Source organism: Thiothrix lacustris DSM 21227 (genome assembly GCF_000621325.1).
Taxonomy (GTDB): Bacteria; Pseudomonadota; Gammaproteobacteria; order Thiotrichales; family Thiotrichaceae; genus Thiothrix; species Thiothrix lacustris.
In genome coordinates, this window is record NZ_JHYQ01000021.1 from 15753 (window position 1) to 38151 (window position 22399).

The window sequence follows — 22399 nt, forward strand, 5'->3', positions numbered from 1 at the left end:
TTAGCCCCCAATGCGCAAGCCACCGCCAACATTATCGACCATGATGCATCCGCCGGTTGCCAGCAGCGGAATGCCAATGGCGGCTACAGCGGCCAGCAATAACAGTTCGGATGCTGGTTTATCCTTGCGAACAAAATGCCGGGCAGTTTTGAATAGCAAAAAGCCTTCCGCCAGCACAATCAGCGCGTTCCAACTTGATGCTAGTGGGGCATTCGTTGCCGTGACTAAAAGAAAAAATCCGAACAGTAATAAAGCCAGCAAGCCCGCTGACCACAGCAGCCAGAACACAAGGCTCCAGCCTAATGAATAGGTATTTGATGTCATGATGACTCCTTCAATCGTCGTGTATTGAAGGAGTATGGGATAAATTGGGATTCAGGTGTTAGCGGTTTGCGCTATCAGGAGAACTCATCCCATTTCCAGCGGTCATCTTTTTTGACTGGTGCAGGCTTAACAGGTGCAGCAACGGGGATGGGTGTCGCTTTCACAGTATTGCGCTGAACGGGTCTTCCATTGCTCGCCAGTTTGCTATAGGCATTCAATACACGGCGGGTATAAACCGCAGTTTCTTCAATCGGCACGTTCGCACCATAACGGTCAACACGTCCTTCACCGGCATTGTAGGCCGCAATAGCATGGGGCATGCTGCCACCATAACGATTGAGGAGCCAGCGTAAATAGCGTGTGCCTCCATCAATGTTTTCAGCAGGGTCGAAGCGGTCATTTACCCCAAAGCGCTTGGCCGTTGCGGGGATAAGCTGCATTAAACCACCTGCACCCTTGTGGGACTTGGCTTCATTGCGGAAGCAACTTTCAGCGGTAATCACGGCTTTGATCAAGGCAGGGTTGACGCGGTATTTGATGGCAGAGTTGTTAATGGCCTCATTGTAAGCGTAGGCTTTTTGGTGCAGGACGCTTACCTGTTGTTGATCACACGACCCAGCAAAACTGCTGACCGACACACTCAGCAAAGCAATCGACGCACCGAGTTGCTTGGCAAATTTCTTTATTTCCATGAATAAAACACAATCACTACTATAAGAAGACTCGAACCATTCTAGCCCATAACTTTTATTACTAACAGGCTTTGCTTGAATTGTTGTCGTTTAAGGGGGGGCTTGTGTAAGCTATTCAGGCTGTGTCAGAAACGAAAGGTACTTGATTCGCATGAATGTTATTGACCTCGACCGCCGCCACGTCTGGCATCCCTTCACCCAAGCCCAGACTGCGCCCGACGCTATTCCCATCACTTCGGCAAAAGGCATTCATCTTTACGCTGAAGACGGGCGGGAGTTTCTCGACCTGATTTCTTCGTGGTGGGTGAACCTGCATGGCCATGCGCACCCCACCATTGCCGCAGCGATTGCCAAGCAAGCCCACACGCTGGAACAAGTGATTTTCGCCGGATTCACCCATCAACCCGCTGCGCAATTGGCGCACGAACTGGTGCAACGTTTACCCAAGGGGCTAAACCGCGTGTTCTTCAGTGACGACGGTTCCACAGCGGTAGAGGTGGCGTTGAAAATGGCGCTGCAATATTGGCGCAACCACGGCGAAGGCCAGCGCACTCGTTTCCTTGCGTTTGAAGGTGGTTACCACGGCGATACAGTCGGCGCGATGTCAGCGGGGAAGGGCAGCGGATTCTTCAATACCTACGGGAGCTTATTGTTTGAGGTCGGCTTGCTGCCTTTCCCAGAAACATGGGATGGCGACACTGAGGTTGAGGCGAAAGAACAGGCTGCATTGGTTCGGTTGGATGAGTACCTCGCCGCCCACGGCAATACCCTTGCAGCAGTGATCATGGAGCCGCTGATTCAAGGGTCATCGGGAATGCGTATGTGCCGCCCCGAATTCCTGCAAGCCTTAGCAGCGCGGTTGCGTGCCGCTGGTATCCTGCTGATTTTCGATGAAGTCATGACCGGCTTTGGACGCACGGGTGCTATGTTCGCCAGCCTCAAAGCGCAGGTGACCCCGGATATTATTTGCCTGTCGAAAGGGCTGACGGCGGGTTTTCTGCCCATGTCGGTGACGGTGGCGACTGAGGCGATTTATGCTGCGTTTCTGGGCGATAGTTTTGATCGGGCGCTGGTACACGGGCATTCGTTTACCGCTAATCCGCTGGGATGTGCGGCGGCATTAGCTTCGCTGCAAGTGTTTGAGGATGAGCAAACCTTGGCGAAATTGCCACTTATTGAAGCATGGCATCGCCAAGGATTGGCAACATTGGCAGCACACCCGATGGTGCAACGGGTACGGGTGATGGGGACGATTGCTGCGTTTGACGTGGCGGTAGCGGATGCAGGTTATACCTCGCCAATCGGGGCGTACCTCAAAGCGTTTTTCCATGAGCGTGGTTTATTATTGCGTCCTTTAGGTAATGTGGTTTACTTATTGCCACCGTATTGTATTAATGAACAAGAACTGGTTCAGGCGTATTCTGTGATTTTATCTGCATTAGAATCCCTATCGCCGATTTGATTGATTAATGTATTGATGCGGATTAATTTCTGGGTTTTTTTCATCATTAAGTTGGATGATGGTTTTGAGTGTTGTTGGTGTATTTTTAGCTTATATTGTTAATTCTATTAACTTGACGATGAGCGAGGAGTATAGCTGATGAGTATAATAACTTTTCCAATAAAATCTTATAATGATGAATTAGCCGTTAAGAAAGCAAATGTGGTAGCGACGAGTATTCTGTTGTCTGTCTTGCTGGGGGCTTGTAGCGGTAATAATGGTTCATCTGAATCAGCGAGCAATACAACGGGAACGACAGATGCACCTGTGACGGCGAGTACGGGTTCTACAGGATTGACGAGTGCTTCTGGTGCAACTGCTGCTAGTACAGGAACCGGTAGTGCTGTTGGTGTTTCTGGTGGTGTTAGCACTACGGGAAGTGGTACAGGCACAATCGGTACCGTTAGTGCTGTTGGTGTTTCTGGTGGTGTTAGCACTACGGGAAGTGGTACAGGCACAACCGGTACCGTTAGTGCTGTTGGTGTTTCTGGTGATGTTAGTAACACGGGAACCACTGGTATGGGTAGTAGCGACGTTGGTGGTGGTTCTGCTAATGCGAGTACAACCGGCGCTAGTTTACCGCCTTATTTCACTAAACTGGCGGACAATGGTTCAACATTGCCAGCTGATGCAAGTGTGTGGAGTTGTTTGCTAGATGCCAGAACCGGGTTGATTTGGGAGGTGAAGACCGATGACGGTGGCTTGCGTGACAGAGATTGGCTCTATCGGTATAACGGTTCCGCTGGTTTATCACCAGCAGGTACTGACTATCCTTGTGTCGGGATATCCGCTTGTAACCCCATGTCTTATATAGAAACGCTGAATGCTTATGGCATCTGTGGTCACACAACATGGCATTTGCCGACCGCCAGTGATATGGCAGGAATTGCTGAGCCACATGACACACCGCCACACATTAATGTGATAGCTTTTTCTGTGAAAACAGATGTGCCTTATTGCATTGCCAAGGCAACGTCAGGACATTACCAAGGCGTCCACTTTGGCTTGGAAGTACCCGCAGGTGCTGATTTGCAGAATGCTTTAAGTATTGATATGCAAGATTATGATTTTGAATGCAGGGTATTAAGCGTCAGTAATCAATAATTACATTATATTTAATAAAATTTATGATCTGGAGTAATGAGGTTATCCCAACTCCAGTATTAACTGAAGCTATTCAATAATGCTCCTATTAACTGATCAGTTAAAGAGGGGCGGATATCATTAATCTTTTGCCTGTGATGATTAGAAATTATGCTATAAATACGCTGCGAGGTTCACGTTTTATTTATCAATAGGGATAGTTGATTTATGCATAATAAAAATTGCCAATTAATCAAGCGTAGTATGGTGTTATTCATTGCGAGTCTGTCAGGTATTACAGGATGTTCTACCATAGGCCATATGAAGGATTTAAATAGTGGTTCAGATGCCAATCTGAGTTCAGATGAAATTGCCACGTATGCGGCTAATCAAGAGGCCGTCTATCAGTCATTACTGACCTTGGCGGGTTTGCCGGATCAGCCAACGAGCACAGAAGAGTGGAATCAGGTGATCATGGCGGGTGTGCAATATTCCAATCAGAAGTGTGAAAATTACCTGGATGCGGTGAATTGGTCTAAGCAGGGAAGCCAGCGTGAGAGCAGTTTGCTGGGGCAATCCGGTACTTTTACCAACGGGGTGATGGGTATTGCCAAAGCCAGTGCACGTGAACTGGCTTTGACGGCAGCAGCGTTTGGTTATGCTCGTGCGGGTTTTGATACCTTGAATGAGGATGCGTTAGCAGGGCTGGAAGCCTCCTCTGTGCGCAATTTGGTGCATACCATGCAGCAGCAGTATGTGGAACGCATTCATACCAATCAGTACACCAACAAGGTGGGCGCTTTTAATGCCTTACAAGGCTACATCCGTTTGTGTATGCCGGGTAACATTGCTGCTGAAGCGAATCAAGCGGTACGTAGTGCTAAAGCCGTTGATCAGTCAGGCATGAGTAGTATCAACATGGCACCCGCTATTTCACTTAATGGAACAGCACCTCTGGTTAGTGAGTCGCTGCTAACAGTGCCAAGCTCACCGTAAGGTATTCTCACCGGCGTTCCTCTGTCCGCTGGGGTGAAATTTATCATCCACAGCGGCTGTGTTGCTTAGACGTTGCCAAACACCTCACGCTGCAAGCCGCTAAGCTGCACCAGCCGCGCATTCAAATTCAACTCAATACCGCGCCAGAGGGAGGTTTGTCCCTCGCGGGTTCCTAGATGCGGCAGGATGGTGTCTTCGATCATGCGCGAGTGTTCAAGATCGAGTTCGATGTGTCCGACAAACAATTCCAGCGCGTCTTCGCTAATGCCGGGGACGGTACGCAAGCCGGTCAGCAACATGCGGTAATAGGGTGGAATTGGCCATTCCCCGGCAATGCCTGCGACGCCGACGGCTGCTAGCCAATCGGTGCCTTGGGTCACGCGCATCATGGTGTCGATGTAGCCTTGCTGTTCGGGGGTGATGGGGGCGTGGGCCATCTCTGCGTCACTGAAATCCAGCGCCCGCAGCAATTTGCGGTAAACTTCCATGTGTGATTTTGACGGGTCGCCGTTGCCGTATTCATCGTACAAAATATCCGCCAATACCGCCTGAATGCGTTCATCTGGCGTTACGCCCAGCGCGTTGGCTTGATACAGGCGCGTGCGTAAAATATGCGGGTAATACAGCAGCGCAAAAGTGCGTGCCTGTTCAAACGTCAGGGCTTGTGTGGAAAACTGGTGTAGGAATGGGTGACGCAAAAAAGGGTGCTGATTGACGCGTTCTTTGAGTTCTTGCAGGAAAACAGGTGCGTTCATGTGCTAGTGCCTTCTAAAATGGGGTAGGTGCGTAACTGTAGCAGCAGTGGCTGCCGCGCTGAATTTTCCATAAGTTTTAACTGATATACCACCGTAATGCTCAAGAAACTGTTGATTTTTATCCGTGCGCTGGCTGTGGCGCTGTTCCATGACATGCATCAGGGTAGCCTTACCTTGCGGGCGATGGGGTTGGTATATACCACGCTGTTGTCATTGGTACCGTTGCTAGCCTTGAGCTTTTCGGTGCTGAAAGGCTTTGGGGTGCATAATCAGATGCAGCCGTTTTTGCTACGTTTGTTTGCACCAATGGGGTCGAAGGCGGAGGAGCTGACTACTCAAGTACTCGGGTTTGTCGATAATGTGCAGGTCGGGGTACTGGGGTTTGCGGGTTTGACGATTTTGCTCTACACCGTGGTGTCGCTGATGGGCAAGATCGAGGAAGCCTTCAACCATGTGTGGCGGGTCATGAAGCCGCGCTCTATCGTGGCACAATTCCGCGATTATTTGAGCATGGTACTGGTGGGGCCTATTTTGATTGTGTCCGCGCTGGGGGTGTGGAGCTCGCTGGGTAATCTGGCGTTGTTGCAAACCATTGCAGGCGTAGAACCTCTGGGGGTGTTGCTGAATGTCGTGGTGCAGATTAGTCCGACAGTCTTGATTGTGTTGGCTTTTTTCTTTGTTTACCTGTTGATGCCGAATACACGGGTGCAGCCTTTAGCGGCGTTGGGTGGCGCGGTATTGGCTGGGTTGGCGTGGCAGGTGGCTGGCTGGGTATTTGCCTCTTTCGTGGTCAGTTCCGGGCAACAAACGGCTATTTATTCGATTTTTGCTAGCTTGTTTTTGTTCATGTTGTGGTTGTATGTGGGCTGGATTATTGTGCTGACGGGAGCACGGTTGGCGTATTATTTCCAACACCCTGATGCGGTGTATTTGCCCCAACAACCGACCGAAACCAGCGTGCAAACCCGTGAAATGCTGGCGGCGGTGGTATTGCGCGAAATCGGCGAACGCTTCCTTAACAAGCAGGAACCAGCGACGCTGGATGTATTGAGCCGGGCAATTCCGGTATCGCGTTTGCTGCTGGAAGATTTGCTGGAAGACCTGATGGAATACGGCATTCTCAGCCGCGACGACGATGACCCTGCCCATTATTTACTGCGGGTTTCGCCAGCAAAACTGACGGTGGCAGAAATTAGGCACTGCTTCTGGCAAGGTAATCACCAGCAGCAACGGCAGGCGCGGCAAATCCAGCGCCAGACCGGCTTGGCGGATGCGTGGTTAGCGGATGTGGCAGCCCATCAACAAATGAGCATCAGTGAGTTGCTGGCAGAGGCTAGCGCAGCCCCGCCAGATCAAACAATTGCCCATACTCCCGCATCGCGTAACGATCCGTCATCCCCGCAATGAAATCGGCAATCGCACGCGCCCGCCCGGCCTCGCCGTCAGCCGTTTCATAACGTTTGGCGAAGGCTTGGTATTTCGGGGTCAGTAGGCGCGTGTCCTGCATGTAGGCTTCAAACAGCGCCCGTACTACCTTCCGCGCCCGCCAGGTCATGCGGTAAACGGTGGGGTGAAGATACAGGTTTTCGCGCAAAAACTTCTTCAGCACATTTTTCTGCTGGCGCATTTCGTCGCTGTAACGCATCAGCGCCAGCGGTTGGGCGCGGACTTCCGCCAGCGTTTGCACGCCCGAAGCCGTAATCGCGGCACGGCTGCTTTCGATCAAATCGACCACCATGCAGCCAATCAGGCGGCGCAAGGTTTCGCGGATCAATCGCCGCCCTTGCAAATCGGGGTAAGCCTGCCGCACTGCCTGATATTCCACGGCAAACACTGGCACGTCCTGTAACTGTTCCAGCGTGATCAGGCCGGAGCGTAAGCCATCCTCAATGTCGTGGTTGTTGTAGGCAATTTCATCGGCAAGGTTGGTGAGTTGTGCTTCCAGCGTTGGCTGGGTTTTGTTGAGAAAACGTTCGCCGACATCGCCCAGTTGTTGTGCGTGTTTCAAGGCGCAGTGCTTGAGGATACCTTCGCGGGTTTCAAAGGTGAGGTTGATGCCGGGAAAATCGGCGTAGCTGTCTTCCAGCACATCCACCACGCGCAGCGATTGCAGGTTGTGTTCAAAGCCACCGTAGGCTTTCATGCAATCATTGAGCTCATCCTGCCCGGCGTGCCCGAACGGGGTGTGCCCCACGTCGTGGGAAAGCGCAATGGCTTCGGTAAGGTCTTCGTTCAGCCCCATGCTGCGGGCGACGGTGCGGGCAATTTGTGCCACTTCCAGCGAATGTGTCAGGCGGGTACGGTACAAATCGCCTTCGTGGTTGACGAATACCTGCGTTTTGTATTCCAGCCGCCGGAAGGCTTTGGCGTGGATCACGCGGTCGCGGTCACGCTGAAATTCTGTGCGGTACGTCGGCGCAGGTTCGGGGTAACGCCGCCCTTGGGTGTGGGCGGGGTCAGCGGCGTAAGGGGCGATGGTGTTCATGCTGCCTTCCATATTGCTATTGCTGGAGTATACCACGCGGCATTATTTCGGTTTGATGGGGGTGATTTCTACTCGGCGATTGGCAGCCCAAGCTTCAGCAGTATTGCCTTCTACCAGCGGTTTGCGTTCGCCATAGAAGCGCAGGTCGAATTGTTCTTCTTCGACACCTTTGTCCACCAGATAGTTGCGGATAGCGACGGCGCGGCGGGCAGAAAGCACTTCGTTGTATTCGTCGTCGGAACGTTGGTCAGAATGAGTTTCGACGCGGTAACGGTATTGCGGGCAGGCTTTCATATTATCCGCGACTTTACCCAAAATCCCGCTTTTGGCCGCGCTGATGCTTGCGGAGGCGGTTGGGAAAATCTCGGCGTATAGCAAGATGGCAGTGTCGCAAGCCAGTTTTTGGGTGTCATTGGTTTCGCGAATTTCGATTGGCTTTGCAGCAGCTTCTTCAGGTTTTGGTGCTACTTCCGCTTTTTCTTCTACAGGTTTGCTGGCTGCGACTGGTTCCGTTTTTTTGTCAGCTTTGGTGTCTGTTTTGCCTTGTTTGGTTAACCATTCTTTGTGATCTTTGTCTGCTTTTTGTTTGGCAGCAATGAAGTCATCCACCGTTTTGAGTACGGCCTTGCTGAGCCAGCCCCCAACGTCGGAGCAGTCAGTGGTGTTGTCGCCTTGACCCCATGTCCCCAGTTTGTAGTTGAGGGTTGGGTCGCGCAGGGTCGTTGCACCTTGGGTAAAGGATGTCCAGATGCCAGCGCTGCAACATTGCGGATTGTATTCGATACGTGGTTCACCCGGTTTGAAGGGGCCAAGGTGTTTAGGAAAGCTGGGAAACATGCTCATTTCCGGTTGTCCCGGGGTTTTTTCCATTTCTTCCTTGCTCAACAGGCGTAATCCTGCGTCGTTCAGGCGTTTGACGACGGCTTCTTTCAGATCTTTTTGCAGCTTGACGTTTTTGGGTTTGGCACTTTTGATTACGTCGTCGATATTGATGTTGACGCCGGTCAAGCCGTGTAGGGAAATGCTGCTGGGTTGGTAATCTTCCTTGCTGACTTCCAGAGGGTTTTTGCTGCACTCGGCGTAGAACTCAGGCTTGCCACTGACGCTGGATGCAATGCTTTGTTTAATTTCAGGCGCGTCAGGCTCGGCTGCTTTAGCTGGTTTCGCTTCGGTTTTGGTCGGTTCGCTTGGTTTGGCCGGTTTCGCTTCGGTTTTGGCCGGTTCGCTTGGTTTGGCTTCTTCAGCATTGACGTTTAACGTCATCATGCTAAGGATGGTACAGAGTACCGTCAGCAAGTATTTAGAAAACATCTGGTCACCTATTTGTTTTTATGTATGCTTGTTTGCATGATACGGGTACGTTTGTCTGGCTTCAATTGACTTCCGACGACTGCCCCGTAAGAATGACATTCCCCAGTGCAGGAATAACAATAACCATGCTGCTTCCTATTCGTACTCTGTTATCTGTGATTGTGAGCTTGTCTAGCGGACTGTGGCTGAACGTCGCTTTGGCTGATGAGACACCCACGGCAAAGCCACAATATTGCCCTGCCCGTATCGCTGAGCTGAATGACCGTGACAAGAAAATCGCCAAAGTTGCATGGCAATACTTTGAGAACAATATTCAGTCAGAAACGGGCTTGGTGAATGCCGTGGATAATTATCCCTCTACCACGATGTGGGATGTTGGTTCTTCCCTCGCGGCATTTATTGCGGCGGAAAAGTTGGGGCTGATCCCGCGTGACCGTTTTGATCGTATGACTGGGCATTTACTGAATACCTTGGAAAATCTTGATCTGTTTAATGGCGAAGCACCCAACAAGGTTTACAATACTCAAACCGGGGAGAAAGTCGATTACCGTAATAAGCCTTCGGAACGAGGGATTGGTGTTTCGACGTTGGATTTGGGACGTTTAGTGTCATGGTTGAATGTGTTGTCCTGCTTGCATCCGCAACATCAGGACAAGGTGCGTAAGGTCTTGGAAAGCTGGAATTTCTGCCGTCTGTTAGAACATAACGAGATGTATGGTCTGAAGCTGGACGACAAGACAGGCGGGGTGGAAATACAGCAGGAAGGTCGTCTCGGTTATGAGCAATACGCGGGTAAAGCGTTTCAGCAATTGGGCTTCGACATGAGTTTGTCGGCGCGTTACCATAATCAGTATGCAACTAAGGCAGAGGTTTCTGGTGTGGAATTGCTGGTTGATTCCCGGGATGCATCTACCCTTGGTGCGCACAATTACGTGGTGTCGGAATCCTATGCGATGGATGCGCTAGAGCATGGCATTGACGATGAAAACAAGCCGTTATTGGAAAATATTTACAAGGTACAGCAGCGTCGCTGGGAGCAATCCGGTACGGTGACGGCCGTTTCTGAAGACAATCTCGACCGCAAACCTTACTTCGTTTACAACACCATTTTCAGTGATGATATTCCGTGGGCGGCGATTACTGATAAGGGTGAAGATATGTCAGACATGCGTAGTCTGTCAGTCAAGGCGGCGTTTTCGATGGCCTATTTATTCCCCGACCGTGAATACAGTAAGGTATTGCGTGATGCGGTAATGGATGCGCGTAACCCGAAGGGCGGTTGGTATTCTGGTATTTATGAGGATTCTGCAAAAGGTTTTAATAAAGCAACTACGGCGAATACCAATGGTGTTGTTTTATCGGCTTTCTTGCACAAGCTCTATGGTCCTTTAAACCACCAATGTGATAAATGTGGCAAGGGCGCGAGTTTGAGTGATGAGTTTTTGAAGTTTAATCAGGATAAAAAGGCATGTCTGGCAAAGCTTAAAACTGCCAGCCCTTACTCACCGTAATTGCCCCGTCTTTCAGGTTGTCGCCGGGGAAATCGTTTTTGCCGTAGTTGGAGTATTCGATCTTTAAACCACCCGGTTTGGGATTGGAATAACCAATAACATAATTCCAGTTCGGCGTGCCGCCTTCGAGGGGTATGCTGGCTGTGGTACGGGTATAGACATTGGGCTTGGGATTCCATTGCATTGTGCCACTCAGGCTGGGTTTACCGTTGACAGGAATACTCAGGTTGGTGGACGCGGCTAGTTTGTGTTTGGTCAGTTTTTCAGATTTAATTTTTTTGCCAATATTCACCACAGCTTTGTCTAGTGCTAAGCCTTCATCCGGGGATATGGGTCCCCAGTTATTGATCTGCGCTGACCAACCGCCCGGTTTGCTATCGTTGTAGCCCCCGCTCCACGAATAGCCTAGTGCGCCGTCTTTAAATGAGGCATTACCGCTGACAAACCAGTTGGGTTTGGGTGACCAGGTTACGCTGGCGGATACACTGTTACTGCCATCCTTTAATGAGATTGTGTCAGCAAAGCTGCCCGCTAGCCGTAATTTCTTTGTCTTGCCCTTTTTTTTACCTTTGTTCATTCTATTTTTATCCGTGCCAATAATCCCGGTCGTGCTATGGGATTGTTGAGTGGAGTCGTCGTCTTCGGTGTCATCTTCTTCTTCGATATACATTGGAATATCACCGCCTGCGGCTATTGGCATAATGGCAGGTAGGCTTGCTGATGCGACAGCTAGCGGCGGTGATTCAGAAACAGGAGGGGGGGGCGGAAGTTGTTCAGCTTCGGTGGCTGTGCCTATCTCACCTTGAATGCCTAGTGGTTCTGGTAATGCTTCTACTGCCTGTGGCAGTGAGAATAGTTCTAATGCTATGGGTTCTGGTTGTGTCGATATAGGGTATACGGTCGGTGAACTTACCCGATCTTCTGATGGTTTTTTCTGTGATTTTTGGCGTTCACCCTTATTCGGGGTTTCTTTGTTGACGGCTAATTGCACGGGTGCTCTTTTCTGTGGGGTCACTGGTTTATCTTTTTTAGCCGTTTTGGTCGCTATGCTTTTGGGGGTGTCATCAGGTGCTTTGGTGATTGGTGGCTTATCTTTCGTTGTCGGTGGTGTTGGCTTTTTTGCAACCACTTCACATGCCTCATCCCATTTGAAGGGATAAGCTTGAGGGACTTCTTCTGTGATGTCCGTTAATGCTAAGGCTTGGTTCAGCACGGTATTGGGCGGCGCATCTGCTTCGCTAGCCAGTAAGCCCGTTTCGGGGTGCGGAAAGCATCGTTGACGGTAGATTTGATGCAAAAATAAGTGGTACGCACTGGGTGCGATACGAATTTCATCCAGTAAGAGGGGTACAAAACGGTCGTCAGGATCAGGAGTCAGAAAGCCCCATTCACGAAAACCTCGCCATTGTAAGGGGCTATCATTAGCGGCTAATTGTTTGCGTAATTCTTTTCCAAGAAAAGTCAGATTATAAAATTTCTGTTCTTTCAAAACATCGCAGTAGTTCCATTGTAAGGCAATTCGCTCGGCATCTTCGCGTAATTCCGGGAAACGTTCCGTTGTGGATTTTAGGGTATGGAGAGCAATGTCGAGCAGCCCGGCATGGAGTGAGGATTCGGCTTTTTGCCCAAGCCATTCATCTGGCCACGGCTGCTCAGGCCGGGTGATATTATTCAGCGATGTGAGTATTTTCTGTGCTGACTGAGCGTTGGTAGCACAGTGCAATGCGGCCAGTTTTTGCTGCAATGGTGGTGGGGAGGGGTACGCCATGATTGGCGAAATCCCCCCCATCCAGCCCAAGGATAGCAGTAAAATTTTACTGAGTGGTGCAGACATCACACGTTTTAGCAGGAATGATTGCTGTCTTTATTTCGCGTTGGCATTTTTTGCACATAGGGTAGAATTCACCGTATTTTTTATACAATAACATACTCAGAACGATACCATTGGTATTGGCTGTAATCGCTTTATTGTAACCGCCGCCGCTTTCGTAAATACCGGAGTACCAGCCACGATCAGGGTCATAGGCTGAACTGACGGTATAGACAAGTTCCTTGCTGTAAGGGTCATTGGGATAGAGCAAGGCCATGGATAATGCTGCTTTTACTGAGGTGGTTTTGAGGTTGTCGTAACGTACACCTTTATCAGTAGTGGTATTCCATGGCAACCCTGCCGTGAAAATGGTGTTGTAGAGGAAGTAAGGTTTTTGGTCAATATTGTCTTCGGAAACGGCGGTTATAATGCCAGTTTCTTCCCAACGCCGCTTTTGAACGTTGTAAATGTTGTCCAGCAATGGGCGATTTTCATCATCAATACCGTTCTCAATGGCATCCATGGCATACGATTCAGTAACAACATAGTTGTATGCGCCTAAGTCGCGTGGATCACGCCGGTCATAGGCAATCGGTACGTCGTAAATGTTGATGCTTGTGCGAAATTCGTTGTTGTACGTGGCTGCAACATGCTGGTCGTAGCCCAATTGGCGGAAAATTTTACCGGCATATTGCTCATATCCTAAACGCCCTTCTTGTGCCACGACGATGTTTTTGGTGGCCGGGTCGCGATAAAAGCCAAACATTTGGCCATCTTTGATCAGGCGCTTCATGTCCCAGCGCTCTATGGATTTTTTGGCAGGGTAGGCATATTTAGGGTGCATACAACCGAGGGTATTGAGCCATGACACCATCCGTGCTAAATCGAGTGCGGAAACGCCAATGCCATCGGGGCTGGGTTGGTTGCGGTAATCGACCATTTCACCTTTGATAGTGTTGTATACTTTGTTAGGTGCTTCTTTGTTAAATAGCTCCATGCTATTCAATGTTTTGAACATGGCACGAATACGCTCATCAAATGTTTTGTCGTCAATGAGGTCGAAATCACGAGCGGCAATAGTGGCGGCTAGTGCTGAGCCAGTATCCCACATGGTGGTGGAGGGGTATTTATCCGCAGCGTTATACAGCCCTGTTGAAGGATTATAGTTATTTTCAAAGTACTTCCACGCAATTTTAGCCATATCTAGGTCTGTACTGCACAGTGCTTGCGGCGTTCCTAAACAACTGTTGCTTGGGCCTGTCGTCAGGGCGCAAAAGGTATCATTACGCCCAGCGCCAGCGCCTGATTTGAACATCTGTAACAAGTTCGTGGAGTCTTTGCTGGCGCTAGCTGTACTGGTGGATGTAGCACCCTGACTAATGAAAAATATAATGATGCCTGCCAGTAGTAAACCCGCTAGCCATGCTAATCCTGTTTTTATCTTATTGTTATTCATTACCTAGTTCTCCTAGAACCGCTTCGATTTCTTTGCGTACAGTATCGGTTGTTGTGCTGGTATCACCGCTTTTCCAAGCTGCCATGAGTTTGTCAATGGGTCCCATCAGCCCTTGTAGACGTGCTTTTTGTGCGCTAAGTGTTTCACTGGCTTGCCATAGGGGCTTTTTGGTGCTGAGAATTTTTTCAGCCGCTTCTTTGCCTTTCCCATCTGTGCGTAATTGATTGGCTTGTTTGATGGTATCAAGAATGGTTTTCAGGTCAGTGCGTTGTTTGATCAATGCCTGTTTTTTCTTTTCGGCCTCATCGGCTATTTTGCCTTGTTTACTGGTCACTGAGTCAATGGCGTCAATTTTGGTTGCTAGTGGCGCAAGTGTTTCTGTGAGTACAGTTGATGAGCCTTGTTGTAGCTCAATGAGTGTGCGCAGTTCTGCGTGAAGCTGCTGGTTTTGGAAAACCAGGTACCCGATCAGCACCAGTAACATGCTGAGTAATACATGCTGAAAAAGATTCATGGATGATATGCCCTCTTTATTTTTGTTATTTTTAGTCTGGTGCTTGTCTAGGCTGTCACTAAGCACCATTCCTCTAGTGTTGTTGCCAAGGTATTAATCTGGATGGGTTTGGTCAGGCAGGCATTCATACCAGCCGCTATATAGGCTTGTTCGTCACCTTTCATGGCATTGGCGGTCAGGGCGATAATGGGTAGGTGGCGATCAGGAAATTCTGCACGAATTTTTTCGGTAGTTTCTACGCCACTCATGCCAGGCATCTGGATGTCCATCAGTACCAAGACGAAATCTTCGCGGCGTAAGTAGTCGAGTGCCTCGAAACCATTTTCTGCCAAGGTGAAGTGATAGCCGAGCTTGTTGAGCATGCCTTTAGCAACCATTTGGTTGACCTTGTGGTCTTCCACTACAAGGATGCGTTGATTGCCACCATCGGCTACAGGTTTGGCTGCCGTTGCGGATGTGCTCGGTGGTGGGGCGGCAGGTTCTCCAGTAGCGTCTGTGATGATCGGCAATTCAAACCAGAAGGTGCTGCCGACACCTTCAGTGCTGTTTACGCCAATGGTGCCCCCCATTAAATGGGTTAGCTTGCGGCTGATGGCTAGGCCTAGCCCAGCACCGCCGTTATTGTGTTGGTCGTAACGGCTGATTTGGCTGAATGCGTGGAATAGGCTATTCAGTTTTTCTGAGGAAATGCCCATGCCAGTATCTTGTACTTCAAAACGCAGTGTTTTGGGATCTGCTGGGGTACGAGATACTCGAACGGTGATTTGTCCAGCCGTGGTGAATTTGATGGCATTACTAATGAGGTTGAGTAATATTTGGCGTAAACGTAATGGGTCACCGCACAAATGGGTGGGAATATCTTTCTCAACTGCTAGCACCAAGTTTAAGTGTTTCTGGCTGGCAACTGTGCGCATGGTGTCGATAATGTTAGGCAGAATGCCACACAGGAGAAAGGATTCTTCCAGTACTTCCAGCTTGCCTGCTTCTAGCCGAGAGATGTCAAGAATGTCGTTGATAATGCCCAGCAATGATTGTGCAGATTGTAGGACAGTGTTGAGTTGTTGGGTTTGTTCGGTATTTAGAGGCGTGTCTTGTAGCAAGGTGGCCATGCCGATAATGCCGTTCATCGGGGTGCGAATTTCATGGCTCATGGCTGCTAGAAATGCACTTTTTGAACGGCTAGCTGCCAGTGCCTGATCACGCGCCTCGGTCAATTCATGGGTGCGTGTTGTAATCGTGTTTTCTAGGGCGTTTGCTATTCCCCGCAATTCTTGATTAGCCTGATACAGTTCCAGACTTTTGCTTTCCAGTAACTGCTCAGCCTGTTTACGGGCGCTCCGTTCGCGTTCCAGTCGGCCTTGCAGGCGAGTTAATTGGTCGATCATTAGGCTGCCATCCGCGTGATGTGGAACTCAGCGTGAGTGCCCTTACCAGCGGAACAGTCCACCATGTCAACTTGGGCTTTGATTTGATAGTGAGTGATGCAGCCCTCTAACAGCCCTTCTGCCAGTGTGGCAAAAGGGTGTGGTGAGCGGTAGATCATGATCAGTTTTTGCGTGCCTTCACGGTGGGTTTCAAAGGTTGGTAGTTGGGCATCCGGGTAAAGTTTATGTACTTCTACGTGAATGTAGTTTTCGATGGACTCGAGAAAGTCGAATATATCCGGGGTGCTACTGAAGAATGTCGGGTAAAGCACCACAAAGCGTCCGAATAGGAAATGCCCAAATGCTTTGACTAAGGCAGGCACAGGCACGCCTGTTTGTTTTGATAGGTTTTGAATCAGAGTGACTATTTCAGAATGTGGGTAAGTGCCAACAGCGGTGTAAGCCCCGCCGGAGGGCAGATTTGACGCTTCGATAATATCGTCAACCTTGTCGGCGGAAAAGGTCTGTTCCACCATGTCCAAAAATTCTGTAAACACCAAGCCTTTCATTAAATTGATTCTCTTTTGTTTTTTGTATTATCTTTAGTAAGCAATCACAGGTTGTTGCTTAAGCCATTCAAGAACTTTGCTATATTCAGTTTGTAATTTCTCTAAATAGATGGCTGCTGCTTGTTGGTCATTATTTTCACGGTAGTCTTCTAACAAGTGAGCAAGCTCCGCCAGTTCGAAAGCGCCAATGAGTTTGCTACTGGATTTTAGTTTGTGGCAAATCGCCCCAACTTGAGCGCTGTCGTGTATTTCAACAGATTGTTTTAATGTGATTATGCATTGATCTGTATCTGTGATGAAAAACTCAACCAGCTCAGCAAACTCATCTGCCATAATTTCCTGCAACATGATGTAAGTTTCTGCATCAACAGGGGTATTTGTCGTGGTTGTCATTTTGATTACCCATTAGTGTATTGTCCGGTTTACTGTAATTATGCCATTTGCCGGAATTGTGTTTTTATAATTTCCGTCTATATCGACAGATTATCTTTTGATGGTATCATAGAACTATTCGAGTGTTAATAACATCATAAAAACAAGATATAAGTATGAAAATCCTAGTTGTCGATGATGCCAGAGATATGCAATTGATCTTGCGCCGCATCCTGACCCTAATGGGGCATCAGGTCGTCCTTGCTAATCACGGGCAGGAGGCGTGGGAACTCCTCCAGCAGCACAATTTTCAAGTCGTGATTAGTGATTGGGTGATGCCCATTATGGATGGCCCGACATTGTGTCGAACGATTCGTGCTGCGGAGCTACCCCATTACGTTTACATCATTTTGCTGACAGGCATGTCTAGTAAACAAAACCTGATCCTAGGAATGGAGGCGGGTGCAGATGATTTTGCGACCAAGCCCATCGTGCGCGAAGAGTTGGAGGTGCGTTTACGTGCCGCTCAGCGGGTACTGAATCTAGAGCAGACGCTGGAGGATAAGAATCGGAATCTGGAAGGTGTCAATCAATCGCTATCAGCTACTCAGGCGTTGATTCAGAGCGATCTTAAACGTGCAGCGAGTCTACAAACAGGGGTATTACCGGTTCACAAGGCATTTGGTCGCCTGTGTGTTGATTGGTTTTTTCAGCCTGCTCAGTACATTGGTGGTGATACGTTTAACTATTTTCCGATCAATGATGATTTGTTTTTTTTCTATTCCATTGATGTGTCTGGTCATGGTATTTCCGCAGCCTTGTTGTCGATGTGTTTGCAAACCCTGCTGAGCTCAACAGGTGAGCTGTATTGTCAGGATGAGTTGACGCGGGAGAATGCTGCCACTTTTCCAGCACGTTTGGCTGAGAATTTGAACCATCATTTGAATCATGTGCTGGATACTGGCGATCATTATTTAACGTTGATCATGGGGGTTGTGGATACAGCAGAAGAGCGTCTGCATTTTGTGCAAGCTGGTCATCCGCAACCTTTCTTGTATGACCCTTCGACGCAGCAGATTGAGCGGATTGATTGCACTGGCTTCCCCATTGGGCTAATGCCTGATATGGAGTATGAAACCATTAGTCTGCCATTTCCTACAGGTAGTCGTTTTGTTTTGTACTCGGATGGCATCTTAGAATTGCATCATGCATCAGGTGAGCCCATGACTGAAGATGACTTACAGACCTGTTTACAGGCGTTGATTGGCTTGCCAGCGCGGGAACTTGTTTCCCGCTTGGGCGAACAACTTGGTTTGGGTAAGGAAAATGAAGACAAGCCTGATGATATTTCTCTGTTAATCATTGATTCTTGTGGCTAGCCAAAACCATTAATTATAGATATAGTTTATTCATAAATAGAAAATACTAAAATTACATCAATCGAAGAGGATAACAAGAATGAAGCTCTCTACTCATGTACAAGGCGAATTCACCATTGCCGTCATTGGCGAAACACGTATGGATGCCGCCGTAGCCCCAGAACTCAAACATCAAATCTCCCAACTACTCAATGATGGTGCAACCCGTATTGTGTTGGACCTTAGTGCCGTAACCTTTATGGACAGTAGTAGCCTCGGCGCACTGGTCAGCCTGCTGAAAATGGTTGGCAACCGTGGTGATCTGATCATCGCTGGTTCAAAGGGCATCGTTGCTGACCTGTTTAAGCTGACACGTATGGATCGTGTCTTCCGCATGGCGGATAGCGTGGATGCAGCACTGGGTGCTGTGGCAGCGTAATTGGTGCGAATGACTATCTGAGAAAAGGGGGCTTCCGATGAAAGCGATGATACTGGCGGCAGGCAAAGGGACGCGGGTGCGCCCTATTACCAACGAGATGCCAAAACCGATGATCCCGATCCTGCGCAAGCCGGTCATGGAGTCCATCGTCGAACTATTACGCGCCCACAGCGTGCGTGAAATCGTGGTCAACACTAGCCATTTGGCACCGGTGATCGAAAACTACTTCCGCGATGGCAACCAGTTGGGTGTCCACATTGCTTATTCTTACGAAGGCTACATGACCGACGATGGGTTGGAAGGAAAAGCCCTAGGTTCGGCGGGGGGCATGAAACGTATTCAGGAATTTTCTGGCTTTTTCGACGAAACATTCATTGTGCTGTGCGGCGATGCGTGGATTGATCTTGATATCAGTGCTGCATTGCGTCAGCACCGTGAGAATGGCGGTATTGCGACCATTATTTTGCAGGAAGTCCCACACGAAGAAGTGCATAAATACGGGGTAGTGAAGCTCAATGAACAGCAGCGTATTGTGCAGTTTCAGGAGAAACCTAAGCCAGAAGAGGCCGTTTCTAACCTGATTAATACGGGGATTTACATCTTTGAGCCGGAAATCTTTAACTACATTCCCTCAGGTGTTGAATATGATATTGGTGGCCAATTATTCCCTGCCTTGGTTAGTGCAGGTGAGCGATTCTTTGGTGTGAAAATGGATTTCCAATGGGTCGACATTGGTTCTGTGCCGGATGTATGGGCGGCGACTCGAAAAGCCTTGTTGGGGGAAATCGAAGGTTTTCGTATGCCAGGCAAGCAAGTACGACCCGGTGTTTGGACAGGTATAAACGTTAGCATTGATTGGAATATGGTTAAAATCAAACCACCTGTTTATATCGGTAGCAGCACTAAAGTTGAGGCCGGTAGCAAGATTATCGGCCCCTGCATGATCGGTGCAAACTGTTTGGTGGAAGCGGGTGCGGAAATCAGTGAATGTTTGATTAGTGATTATACCCGTATCGGCAATATGGCAACCTTGGATAACAAGCTGATCTTTGGTGGGGATTGTATTTCACCGGATGGCACGGTGCTCAATGTGAGTGAAACTCAGGTTCGTTGGTTGGTCAGCGATATGCGCAGAGTGCTGAACCCTAGCGATATTCATGACATGATGCTTTTCAATAATATGCTCAGTTTCTACGGGGAACTGGCAGAAGAGGCGGAGGCTGCCTAATGGAAACAATTTACCAACAATACAATATTCGCCTTTCCATCGATAGCCGTTTGGATCAGGTACGGGTACTGTCTGGTGCGTTACGCGGTATCGGTAAAGAACTTGAGCTGTCTGATGAAAAGCTTGGGCAACTCGAACTGATGATGGTGGAAGCCGTCAATAATGTCATTGAACATGCCTATCAAATGCAGGGCGGTAACGATGTGCGGGTTCGGGTGGAATACAGTCCGGCAGAAGTAAACCTCATTATCTCTGATAGTGGACGTACCATGCCCGCTTCACTGCACTCTGAAGTACGTGAAATGCCTGATCCTGATGACTTGCCTGAAGGTGGGTGGGGTATGGGCTTGATCCAATTGTTGGCGGACTCTATCCGTTACAACATTGATGCGACAGGGAACCACTTACACGTCAACAAGCTACTAGCCTGACAATGAAACACCTTGTCTGGACGGTATTGATGGTGTTCTTGCTGCTATTGCAGGGATGTAGTGTCATGCCGTCTGTTCAACCGGTGGCTGTTCACCATGCCGGTTCGTTGAATGGAACATGGGAATTCCTGCCTTCTGGTTCAGCAGCTATGCCCGCCGGGAATGCCCAATGGCAAGCCATCAACGTTCCCGCCAACTGGTACACCCAAGGCTATGATCATCATGGCGTTGCGTGGTATCGGCTCAAGTTTTCTGCGCAAACTTCCTCAGAAACGGTGTCTACCCTGCATTTCGGCGGGGTGGATTACTTTGCGGATGTATGGCTGAACGGGAAGCAGATCGGGTCACATGAAGGTTATTTTCAGCACTTTTCGTTCGATGTTTCGCAGAACCTGAAGGCTGGCGAGAATACCTTGCTGGTCAGGGTGAACAGTCCGCAAGAAAAAGCGGAAGATTATTCGTTGCATAAACGCTTGATCAAAGGCATTTTTTCGCACCACGATACGCGCCCCGGTGGTGCTTGGTCGGATCGTGGGCAAGAGCGTAATACCGGCGGTATCTGGGGTGAGGTGAATTTGCGCCAGACGCAGCAGGTACAAATTTCACCGCGCCAAATCCGCGTCCAGCCCACCAAAGGCTTGGAACAATGGTTGGTGTCGGTGGATCTGGATGTGTTGGGGAAAGTGCCGCAGGGTACGGAGTGGCAATGGTCGGTTGAACCTGTTGGGTTTGCCGAAGAGGGCGTATGCAATACGCCCCTACAATGCCCGCGTAGGGGCGTATTGCATACGCCCTCTTTATCCATTCCCATCACCAATCCCAAACGTTGGCATCCGCACGGCTACGGCGACCCAAACCTCTATAAGCTGACCGTCAGCGCAGTACAAAACGGCAAGGTGCTGGATAGTTTCGAGCGCACTATCGGCTTCCGCAAAGTCCGCCAGTCACCGCAGGAAATCTGGACGATTAACGACCAGCGCATCCAGCTCAAAGGCACTAATTACATTGCCAACCAGTGGCTTGCTGAGATGAAAACGGAAGATTTTCGCCGTGACATCCAGTTGATGCTGGACGCCCATATCAATACCGTGCGGGTTCATGCTCACGTTACCGCCCCAGAGTTTTACCGCCTGTGCGATGAAATGGGTTTGATGGTGTGGCAAGATTTCCCGCTGCAATGGGGGTATCAGGATACGCCGGAATTCCAGCAGCAAGCCGTTGCGCAAGTGGGCGACATGATCCGCCAGTTCGGGCAATACACCTCCATCATTCAGTGGACACTACACAACGAACCGCCGTGGGATGCGGATTGGATGAAGTGGAAATACAAGGATTACGACCCGCAGCAAAACAAAGTACTGGATAACCAGCTCTATCGCGCTGCTGTTGCGCTGGAGAAAACCCGTCCGATCAGCATGATTTCCGCGACCAAGGAACACCCGTGGCTGGGCTGGTATTCCGGGAGCTGGCTGGATTATGCCAAACCGACCAAACACGCCACCATTGCCGAATTTGGGGCGCAAGCTTTACCCGATAAGGCTACGTTGAGCAAAATTCTGGGACATGAGGCGGAATTTCCCACGACGGATGCACAGTGGCAAGAATGGGCATTCCACAATTTCCAACGCAAGGAAACCCTAGAGATTGCCAAAGTCCCGCAAGGCAAAACGCTGGATGAATTTATCACCAATACCCAGCAATATCAGGCGCGGTTAAACCAGCTTGCGGCAGAATCTTACCGTCGGCAAGCCTATCGTCCGGTGGGGGCGCTGTTCCAGTTTATGCTGGTGGAAGATTGGCCTTCGATGAATTGGGGTATGGTAGATTTCTGGCGTAAACCCAAACCGGGCTATTACGCTTTGCAACGTGCCTACCAACCGATTTTGCCGAGTTTGGCTTGGGACAAGGTTGACTATAAGGCAGGCGAGTCGGTCAGTGTGGGCTTATGGGCATTGAATGACAGCACTGCCAGTTACCCGCAAGCGCAGTATCAGGTCAAGCTGTTACGCGGCAAGCAAACGCTGGATACGCAAACGTGGGCATTTGAGCTGAGCGCGGATATGCACCAGCACTTGCATGATTACCGAGTACCGGCAACTGAAGCCGGTGAGTATCGCCTTGAAGCCAGCATTCTTGATGCTAAAGGGGCATTGTTAAGCACGAATGAATACCGCTTCACCCTCCAATCACAACAATAAAA

The 22399-nt window shown here is 49.5% G+C and carries 21 protein-coding genes; 10 read left to right on the forward strand and 11 right to left on the reverse strand.

Annotated elements, in window-relative coordinates; all coding sequences use genetic code 11:
• Positions 1 to 324, reverse strand: coding sequence for a hypothetical protein (locus tag Q394_RS0111115; RefSeq protein ID WP_028489357.1), 324 nt, complete (start codon positions 322 to 324; stop codon positions 1 to 3).
• A 74-nt stretch (positions 325 to 398) separates the two neighbouring features.
• Positions 399 to 1016: a lytic transglycosylase domain-containing protein gene (locus tag Q394_RS21490; RefSeq protein WP_051543301.1), complete on the reverse strand. Its 618-nt coding sequence runs from the start codon at positions 1014 to 1016 to the stop codon at positions 399 to 401.
• Between the two features lie 151 nt (positions 1017 to 1167).
• On the opposite strand from Q394_RS21490, the gene bioA reads away from it, so the two are divergent.
• From bioA to Q394_RS0111140, 3 genes are all read left to right on the forward strand, one after another.
• Positions 1168 to 2478, forward strand: coding sequence for an adenosylmethionine--8-amino-7-oxononanoate transaminase (gene bioA, locus Q394_RS0111125; RefSeq protein ID WP_028489358.1), 1311 nt, complete (start codon positions 1168 to 1170; stop codon positions 2476 to 2478).
• 138 nt (positions 2479 to 2616) lie between these two features.
• The gene (locus Q394_RS21950) at positions 2617 to 3621 is read left to right on the forward strand and encodes an Lcl domain-containing protein (RefSeq protein WP_084260438.1); all 1005 of its coding nucleotides are present in this window, start codon (positions 2617 to 2619) and stop codon (positions 3619 to 3621) included.
• A gap of 300 nt (positions 3622 to 3921) precedes the next feature.
• The gene (locus tag Q394_RS0111140) at positions 3922 to 4596 is read left to right on the forward strand and encodes a hypothetical protein (protein ID WP_028489361.1); all 675 of its coding nucleotides are present in this window, start codon (positions 3922 to 3924) and stop codon (positions 4594 to 4596) included.
• A 65-nt stretch (positions 4597 to 4661) separates the two neighbouring features.
• Here Q394_RS0111140 and Q394_RS0111145 read toward each other — a convergent pair whose 3' ends face one another.
• On the reverse strand, positions 4662 to 5351 hold the full coding sequence (locus Q394_RS0111145) for an iron-containing redox enzyme family protein (protein ID WP_028489362.1): 690 nt from the start codon (positions 5349 to 5351) through the stop codon (positions 4662 to 4664).
• Between the two features lie 96 nt (positions 5352 to 5447).
• On the opposite strand from Q394_RS0111145, the gene Q394_RS19950 reads away from it, so the two are divergent.
• Positions 5448 to 6758, forward strand: coding sequence for a YihY/virulence factor BrkB family protein (locus Q394_RS19950; RefSeq protein ID WP_051543305.1), 1311 nt, complete (start codon positions 5448 to 5450; stop codon positions 6756 to 6758).
• Here the strand turns inward: Q394_RS19950 and Q394_RS0111155 are convergent.
• On the reverse strand, positions 6685 to 7836 hold the full coding sequence (locus tag Q394_RS0111155; RefSeq protein ID WP_028489363.1) for a deoxyguanosinetriphosphate triphosphohydrolase: 1152 nt from the start codon (positions 7834 to 7836) through the stop codon (positions 6685 to 6687). The two genes, Q394_RS19950 and Q394_RS0111155, sit on opposite strands and share 74 nt — an antisense overlap.
• Before the next feature lie 42 nt (positions 7837 to 7878).
• A complete protein-coding gene (locus tag Q394_RS21495; protein ID WP_051543307.1) occupies positions 7879 to 9147 on the reverse strand; it encodes an OmpA family protein in 1269 nt (422 codons plus the stop codon).
• 125 nt (positions 9148 to 9272) lie between these two features.
• Here Q394_RS21495 and Q394_RS19970 point away from each other — a divergent pair, with 125 nt between their 5' ends.
• Complete coding sequence (locus Q394_RS19970) at positions 9273 to 10658, forward strand: DUF3131 domain-containing protein (protein ID WP_051543309.1); 1386 nt, start codon at positions 9273 to 9275, stop codon at positions 10656 to 10658.
• On the opposite strand, the gene Q394_RS0111175 is transcribed toward Q394_RS19970, so the two are convergent.
• The 6 genes from Q394_RS0111175 to Q394_RS0111200 are packed head-to-tail and all read right to left on the reverse strand — an operon-like array spanning position 10630 to position 16764.
• On the reverse strand, positions 10630 to 12426 hold the full coding sequence (locus Q394_RS0111175; protein ID WP_156946835.1) for a hypothetical protein: 1797 nt from the start codon (positions 12424 to 12426) through the stop codon (positions 10630 to 10632). The two genes, Q394_RS19970 and Q394_RS0111175, sit on opposite strands and share 29 nt — an antisense overlap.
• Positions 12427 to 12472: 46 nt before the next feature.
• Positions 12473 to 13924, reverse strand: coding sequence for a DUF3131 domain-containing protein (locus tag Q394_RS19975; protein ID WP_051543311.1), 1452 nt, complete (start codon positions 13922 to 13924; stop codon positions 12473 to 12475).
• Complete coding sequence (locus Q394_RS0111185; RefSeq protein ID WP_028489365.1) at positions 13917 to 14438, reverse strand: hypothetical protein; 522 nt, start codon at positions 14436 to 14438, stop codon at positions 13917 to 13919. The genes Q394_RS19975 and Q394_RS0111185 overlap by 8 nt, the downstream gene beginning before the upstream one ends.
• 47 nt (positions 14439 to 14485) lie before the next feature.
• Positions 14486 to 15823 carry an ATP-binding protein gene (locus tag Q394_RS19980; protein ID WP_051543312.1) on the reverse strand — a complete coding sequence of 446 codons (1338 nt, stop codon included), beginning with the start codon at positions 15821 to 15823 and terminating at the stop codon, positions 14486 to 14488.
• Positions 15823 to 16371 (reverse strand): heme NO-binding domain-containing protein, encoded by a 549-nt coding sequence (locus Q394_RS0111195; RefSeq protein WP_028489366.1) that lies wholly within the window; start codon positions 16369 to 16371, stop codon positions 15823 to 15825. Before Q394_RS0111195 ends, Q394_RS19980 begins: the two co-directional genes overlap by 1 nt.
• Positions 16372 to 16404: 33 nt before the next feature.
• On the reverse strand, positions 16405 to 16764 hold the full coding sequence (locus Q394_RS0111200) for an Hpt domain-containing protein (RefSeq protein ID WP_028489367.1): 360 nt from the start codon (positions 16762 to 16764) through the stop codon (positions 16405 to 16407).
• Between the two features lie 155 nt (positions 16765 to 16919).
• Between Q394_RS0111200 and Q394_RS19985 the strand changes: the two genes are divergently transcribed.
• From Q394_RS19985 to Q394_RS0111225, 5 genes are all read left to right on the forward strand, one after another.
• Positions 16920 to 18122, forward strand: a complete 1203-nt coding sequence (locus Q394_RS19985) for a PP2C family protein-serine/threonine phosphatase (RefSeq protein WP_051543314.1) — start codon at positions 16920 to 16922, stop codon at positions 18120 to 18122.
• A 79-nt stretch (positions 18123 to 18201) separates the two neighbouring features.
• Positions 18202 to 18540 carry an STAS domain-containing protein gene (locus Q394_RS0111210; RefSeq protein WP_028489368.1) on the forward strand — a complete coding sequence of 113 codons (339 nt, stop codon included), beginning with the start codon at positions 18202 to 18204 and terminating at the stop codon, positions 18538 to 18540.
• Between the two features lie 37 nt (positions 18541 to 18577).
• Positions 18578 to 19768 carry a nucleotidyltransferase family protein gene (locus Q394_RS19990; RefSeq protein WP_051543316.1) on the forward strand — a complete coding sequence of 397 codons (1191 nt, stop codon included), beginning with the start codon at positions 18578 to 18580 and terminating at the stop codon, positions 19766 to 19768.
• Positions 19768 to 20199: an ATP-binding protein gene (locus tag Q394_RS19995; RefSeq protein ID WP_051543318.1), complete on the forward strand. Its 432-nt coding sequence runs from the start codon at positions 19768 to 19770 to the stop codon at positions 20197 to 20199. The genes Q394_RS19990 and Q394_RS19995 overlap by 1 nt, the downstream gene beginning before the upstream one ends.
• Positions 20200 to 20264: 65 nt before the next feature.
• Positions 20265 to 22397, forward strand: a complete 2133-nt coding sequence (locus Q394_RS0111225; protein ID WP_169735895.1) for a glycoside hydrolase family 2 protein — start codon at positions 20265 to 20267, stop codon at positions 22395 to 22397.
• Positions 22398 to 22399: the final 2 nt, after the last annotated feature.